Consider the following 6,710-nt stretch of genomic DNA (forward strand, 5'->3'; position numbering starts at 1 on the left):
ACCCTACAGGCTGCGGATTGCTCGAGATTGTTGGGCGACCGTAGGGCGGCCTCGGAGCGCAGCGACAGCCCGCCAGCTGTTGTGTCGCGCCGGTGAACCATGGTGCACTGCCTGCGGCGAGTGACACCCTACAGGCTGCGGATTGCTCAAGATTGCTCAAGATTGTTGGGCGACCGTAGGGCGGCCTCGGAGCGAAGCGACAGCCCGCCAGCTTTTGTGCCGCACCGGTGAACCAATGGTGCACTGCCTGCGGCGAGTGACACCCTACAGATCGTGGACTACCCCGGATCTGGCGACTCCCTCGATCCGTCGTGATCGTTACCACGCGGAGCCTGAGAACCGTCGATACCGGAACAGCTTCGCAAACTCGTCCGCGACAGCGCTGGTCGGAACGCCGCCTCTCAACCCTGCTTGCGCGGCCAGACCAGGCTGAACTGTGCGCCGCCGAGGCGCTCGCTGCGGCTGATCTGCGCGCGGCCGCCGTGCCAGTAGATGATCCGGCGCACGATCGACAGGCCCAGGCCATGCCCGCCGGAGGCGCGGGTGCGGCTGTCGTCCAGGCGCAGGAAGGGCTGGAAGATATGGTCCCAGGCGTCTTCCGGCACCCCGGGGCCGTCGTCCTCGATGTCCACACGGCAGCGCTGCAGGCCGATCTGGTAACTCACCCGTACCCGCGATTCGGCATGGCGCATGGCGTTGCTCACCAGGTTCTGCAAGGCGCGGTGCAGGTAGCGCACCTCCGCCTCGACCAGCGCCCCGCTGCCATCCAGAGCCGGCAGGGCCGGGCCGAGTTCGACCCGAATTTCCGGGCGCAGCGGCGCCAGCTCGTCGATCACCTGGTCGATCAGCGTGCCCAGGTCGACCTGCTGGAAGTTCAGCGCCGGCGCGCCCTGCTCCAGGCGCGCGTAGGTCAGCATCTCGTCGACCAGCTTGTCGAGGTCCTGGATGTCGCTGTCCATGCCGTCCATGTACTTGCGCCGCGCCGTTTCGTTCTCGGCATCGCCGATCATCTCCAGGCCGAAGCGCAGGCGCGCCACCGGCGTGCGCAGTTCATGCGACACCGCCCGCACCATCTCGCGCTGGATGCTCAGCGAGCGCTGCAGGTGCTCGGCCATGGCATTGAACGCCGCCGCCAGCCGCCCCACCGAATCCGTGCCGCGGCTCGGCACCCGTGCATCCAGGCGGCCGCTGGCGATCCGCGTGGCGGCGCGCTCCAGGTCGCCGAGGCGCTGCTCCAGGGGCCGCACCAGCAGATAGACGGTCAAGCCGATCAGGCTCAGGCCCAGCAACCCGATCAACACCAGCAATTGCGGCGGGTAGGGGTTCATCTGATACAGCGGGCCGATCTCCAGCACCCAGTCCGTACCGACCACGCCGGAGAACACATGAATGCTGTCGCCGCCCTTGCCCAGCGCCATCACCGTGTCGCCCTCGTCCACCCGCCGACGCTGGTCGTCATCCAGGGCCGCCTGCTCGAGGCGGACCAGGCGCAGGTCGAAGCCGAACTGCTTGGCCGCCTTGAGCTCGGCCAGGCGCTGCGGCTGCTCGGCCGCCGGAAAGCGGATCAGCTCGTCGAGCAGCAGGAACACCGTCGCCCGCGCCAGCTGTTCGCTGATCTGCTGCACCTCGCCGGTCAGCAGCAGCTGCTGCTGTTGATTGACCTGGCTGTAGACGGTCGCCGCATGCGGGCCGGTCTGCCGCACCAGCACCTGGCCACGCTTGAGGCGATTGCGCGCGCCGCTGTCGAGCTCGGCCTCGGCCAGCGGCTGCAGGGTCAAGGGGATGCCCAGCAGGCGCGACCACAGCACCACCGAGCGACGCCGCTCGAGCGCGTTCATCGGCGCCAGGTTGTCGGCCATCAGGCGGAAGGTGCCGCGCGCCAGGCGCTCGCGGTATTGCTCCGAGCGCACCTCGTTGACCAGGTGCAGGGTGCCGACGCCGAGCAGCGCCACCAGCACCAGCACCGCCAGCATGCCGGCATAGATGCGCAGAAAGATCGAATTCATAGCAGCGCTTCGGCAGCCTCGGCGACGAATAGATAGCCCTTGCTGCGCACGGTCTTGATCAGGCGCGGATGCATAGGGTCGTCGCCGATCTTCGGCCGGATCCGCGAGATGCGCACGTCGATCGAGCGATCCTGGCCGTCGTACTCGATCCCGCGCAAGGCATTGAAGATCTCCTCGCGCGAGAGAATCCGCCCGGCGTTGGCCATCAGCAGCCAGAGCAGGTCGAACTCGGCGCTGGTCAGCTCGATGCCCTGCTCGCCCAGCCAGGCCTCGCGCATCGCATTGTCGATCACCAGCGGGCCGAACTCCAGGCGCCGCGGCCCTTCGCCGGCAGGCGCCGCGACGCCCTCGCGCCGCCGCAGCAGCGCGCGGACCCGCGCCAGCAGCAGCCGCGGGCGCACCGGCTTGCACACATAGTCGTCGGCGCCCATTTCCAGACCGAGCACCTGGTCCATGTCGTCGGTGCGCGCGGTCAGCATCAGGATCGGCCCGTCGTACTGGTCGCGCACCTTGCGGCAGATCGACAGGCCGTCCTCGCCCGGCAGCATCAGGTCGAGTATCACCAGATCCGGCTGCTCCTTGAGGATGCGCGCGGCCGCCCGTGCGCCGTCGCCCTCGATGCTCACCGTCAGGCCATTGCCCTGCAGGTAGTCACGGGTCAGTTCGGCCAGACGTCGGTCGTCTTCGACGATCAGGATGTGCCAGGTGTCTTGCTGCTGCACGGCTGCCTCCGGGGGAACAAATCAACGACGGCGGAAAAGACGCCGATTGTAGCAATGCCGAACGCCAGCGCGCAGGTCGGCTGCACAGCCGTGAAAAGCACCGCGGCCGCTCAGCACAGAGCAGGCCAAAACGCCACAAAAAAAACTACATATTGTGTTTCTGTGCCGGACTCGAAAACTCGCGCCCCAAGGCAAAAATAAACCAATAACGACGACGAACGGTACAGGGCCGCTCACCCCAGCAAACACGCGGGTTTGCGCAAGTTACCCCAAGTTAACCCACAGCTTTATCCACAGGCCGGAGGACTTGCCATACCCCCAACACCGCACTATCTTGTATCTCCAACGCACTAAACACCTATATGTTGGGTTTTGACCTCGAAAACGGCACAAGCACAATTGCCCCTGAAAGGTCCAGTCCCTACGCCCGATTGGTGAGCGAAAGAACCTCGATGGCGGCCTGCGCACACGCGTTGCGGCCATTGCTCCAGCAGCGCGACCTGCCTGCCGGAGCCAGAATAACGGTAGGCAGCCCTTGCGCCCCTACCACTACATCTAGTAGTGCCGGCCATGGCCGACACAAGACATCAAGCCAGGGAGGCGCTTTTCAGCCAGAGGTTGTGAACAGATCGAACGCCGTCGCGAGAGCGACTCCAGGCATTCGCGGCAAGGCGGGTCAGGCAAGCAAGCGGGAGCGTTCAGCGAACTGAATGACCCGATTTCCGGCCAGACGCAACGCCGGCAGCGGGCGCCTGGAGCCGGTCACAACAGGCCAGCCTTCGTTCACACCCTCGCAGACCCTTCCAGCCAGTTTGCAAGTCCCCTGCCCCCAGCCTCTGGCTGCGTGCAGGTGTTGTTGAAATGGTAACGAGCGGCAGTAGATCCACCGGAAAGCGCCGACCCGACAAATTACAGATCACGGAGACACTCCTACATGCATACCGACACCTCTCGCGAGAACCCGCAGGGCCAAGCACCACAGGCCACCGATGGCAACCTGGAACTGAGCGCCACCGCGCCGGGCCAGTTGCGTGTGATCAAGCGTAACGGCACCGTCGTGCCCTACACCGATGACAAGATCACCGTCGCCATCACCAAGGCGTTTCTCGCAGTAGAAGGCGGCACCGCCGCCGCCTCGTCGCGTATCCATGAAACCGTCGAGCGCCTGACCGAACAGGTCAGCGCCACCTTCAAGCGGCGCATGCCGTCCGGCGGCACCATCCACATCGAGGAAATCCAGGACCAGGTCGAACTGGCCCTGATGCGCGCCGGCGAGCAGAAAGTCGCCCGCGACTACGTGATCTACCGCGAGTCGCGCAGCCAGGAGCGCAAGCGCGGCGGCAACGACGTCGCCGAGCCGCACCCGAGCCTGCGCGTCACCCACCTCGACGGCAGCGTGGCGCCGCTGGACATGGGCCGCCTCAACATCATCGTCACCGAAGCCTGCGAAGGCCTGGCCGAAGTCGACGGCGCGCTGATCCAGAAAGAAACCCTGAAGAACCTCTACGACGGCGTGGCCCAGAGCGACGTCAGCACCGCCCTGGTGATGACCGCCCGCACCCTGGTCGAGCGCGAGCCGAACTACAGCTACGTCACCGCTCGCCTGCTGATGGACAACATCCGCGCCGAAGGCCTGGGCTTCCTCGGTGTCGCCACCAGCGCCACCCACCACGAGATGGTCGACTTCTACGCCAAGGCCCTGCCGGCCTACATCGACAAGGGCATCGAGCTGGAACTGCTCAACCCCGTGCTGAAAAGCTTCGACCTGGAAAAACTCGGCGCAGCGATCAACCACGAGCGCGACCAGCAGTTCACCTACCTCGGCCTGCAGACCCTCTACGACCGTTACTTCATCCACAAGGACGGCACCCGCTTCGAACTGCCGCAGATCTTCTTCATGCGCGTGGCCATGGGCCTGGCCATCGAAGAGCAGCAGAAAGAAGACCGCGCCATCGAGTTCTACAACCTGCTGTCCTCGTTCGACTACATGGCCTCCACGCCGACCCTGTTCAACGCCGGCACCCTGCGCCCGCAGCTGTCCTCGTGCTACCTGACCACAGTGCCGGACGACCTCGGCGGCATCTACGATGCCATCCGCGACAACGCCCTGCTGAGCAAATTCGCCGGCGGCCTGGGCAACGACTGGACCCCGGTGCGTGCCCTCGGCGCCTACATCAAGGGCACCAACGGCAAATCCCAGGGCGTCGTGCCCTTCCTCAAGGTGGTCAACGACACCGCCGTGGCGGTCAACCAGGGCGGCAAGCGCAAGGGCGCGGTCTGCGCCTACCTGGAAACCTGGCACATGGACATCGAAGAGTTCATCGAGCTGCGCAAGAACACCGGTGACGACCGCCGCCGCACCCACGACATGAACACCGCCAACTGGATCCCGGACCTGTTCATGAAGCGCGTGTTCGACGACGGCCCCTGGACCCTGTTCAGCCCGAGCGAAGTGCCGGACCTGCACGACCTGACCGGCAAGGCCTTCGAGGAGCGCTACGAGTACTACGAAGCCCTGTGCGAATACGGCAAGATCAAGCTGTTCAAGACCATCCAGGCCAAGGACCTGTGGCGCAAGATGCTCTCGATGCTGTTCGAGACCGGCCACCCGTGGCTGACCTTCAAGGACCCGTGCAACCTGCGCAGCCCGCAGCAGCACGTGGGCGTGGTGCACAGCTCGAACCTGTGCACCGAGATCACCCTCAACACCAACGCCGACGAAATCGCCGTGTGCAACCTGGGCTCGGTCAACCTGCCGAACCACATCAAGGACGGCAAGCTCGACCGCGCCAAGCTGCAGAAGACCATCAAGACTGCCGTGCGCATGCTCGATAACGTCATCGACATCAACTACTACTCGGTGCCGCAGGCGCGCAACTCCAACTTCAAGCACCGCCCGGTCGGCCTCGGCATCATGGGCTTCCAGGACGCCCTGTACCTGCAGCACATCCCCTACGGCTCGGACGCGGCGGTCGACTTCGCCGACAAATCCATGGAAGCGGTCAGCTACTACGCCATCCAGGCCTCCTGCGACCTGGCCGACGAGCGCGGCGCCTACGAGACCTTCCAGGGTTCGCTGTGGAGCAAAGGCATCCTGCCGCTGGACTCGCAGCAGATCCTCATCGAGCAGCGCGGGCAGAAGTACATCGACGTCGACCTGAGCGAGTCGCTGGACTGGGCGCCGGTACGTGCCCGTGTGCAGAACGGCATCCGCAACTCCAACATCATGGCCATCGCCCCGACCGCCACCATCGCCAACATCACCGGCGTGTCGCAGTCGATCGAACCGACCTACCAGAACCTCTACGTGAAATCGAACCTCTCCGGCGAATTCACCGTGATCAACCCCTACCTGGTCCACGACCTCAAGGCCCGCGGCCTCTGGGACTCGGTCATGATCAACGACCTCAAGTACTACGACGGTTCCGTGCAGCAGATCGAACGCATCCCGCAGGAGTTGAAAGACCTCTACGCCACCGCCTTCGAAGTCGACACCAAGTGGATCGTCGACGCCGCCAGCCGCCGCCAGAAGTGGATCGACCAGGCCCAGTCGCTGAACCTGTACATCGCCGGCGCCTCGGGCAAGAAGCTCGACGTGACCTACCGCATGGCCTGGTACCGCGGCCTGAAAACCACCTACTACCTCCGCGCCCTGGCCGCCACCAGCACCGAGAAATCCACCGTCAACACCGGCAAGCTCAACGCCGTGTCCAGCGGCGGCAACGACGGCCTAAGCGCAGCACCGGCCAAAGCCCCGGAAGTGGAGATGTCCGCCGGCCCGGCACCAGTACCCAAAGCCTGCGCCATTGATGAACCAGACTGCGAAGCCTGCCAATAAGGTGTTCGGCAGCGCGCGGAGCTGAGCGGCATTCGCGTCGTTACCTGCCGGAGCGGCCCCCATCACGTACAGCCGTACGCTCAGGGGCTCCACTCCAGCAGGTGCCTAGCGACTACTCGCTCAGCTACACGCTCGAAAGGTGAA

The 6,710-nt window shown here is 65.1% G+C and carries 3 protein-coding genes; 1 reads left to right on the forward strand and 2 read right to left on the reverse strand.

Features of this window, described 5'->3' with window-relative positions; genetic code table 11:
* Positions 1-401 precede the first annotated feature (401 nt).
* Positions 402-2,006: an ATP-binding protein gene (locus ABZE94_RS19265; protein ID WP_372877516.1), complete on the reverse strand. Its 1,605-nt coding sequence runs from the start codon at positions 2,004-2,006 to the stop codon at positions 402-404.
* A complete protein-coding gene (locus ABZE94_RS19270; protein WP_372877518.1) occupies positions 2,003-2,728 on the reverse strand; it encodes a winged helix-turn-helix domain-containing protein in 726 nt (241 codons plus the stop codon). Before ABZE94_RS19270 ends, ABZE94_RS19265 begins: the two co-directional genes overlap by 4 nt.
* A gap of 934 nt (positions 2,729-3,662) precedes the next feature.
* On the opposite strand from ABZE94_RS19270, the gene ABZE94_RS19275 reads away from it, so the two are divergent.
* The gene (locus tag ABZE94_RS19275) at positions 3,663-6,566 is read left to right on the forward strand and encodes a ribonucleoside-diphosphate reductase subunit alpha (RefSeq protein ID WP_372877519.1); all 2,904 of its coding nucleotides are present in this window, start codon (positions 3,663-3,665) and stop codon (positions 6,564-6,566) included.
* The last annotated feature ends 144 nt before the right edge of the window (positions 6,567-6,710 follow it).

The organism is Pseudomonas sp. (assembly GCF_041601375.1).
GTDB lineage: Bacteria > Pseudomonadota > Gammaproteobacteria > Pseudomonadales > Pseudomonadaceae > Aquipseudomonas.

Bases quoted from the DNA above. Each gene is read 5' to 3' on its own strand.
- ABZE94_RS19265 (WP_372877516.1), bottom strand. From the start codon at position 2,006: ATGAATTCGATCTTTCTGCGCATCTATGCCGGCATGCTGGCGGTGCTG.
- ABZE94_RS19275 (WP_372877519.1), top strand. From the start codon at position 3,663: ATGCATACCGACACCTCTCGCGAGAACCCGCAGGGCCAAGCACCACAG.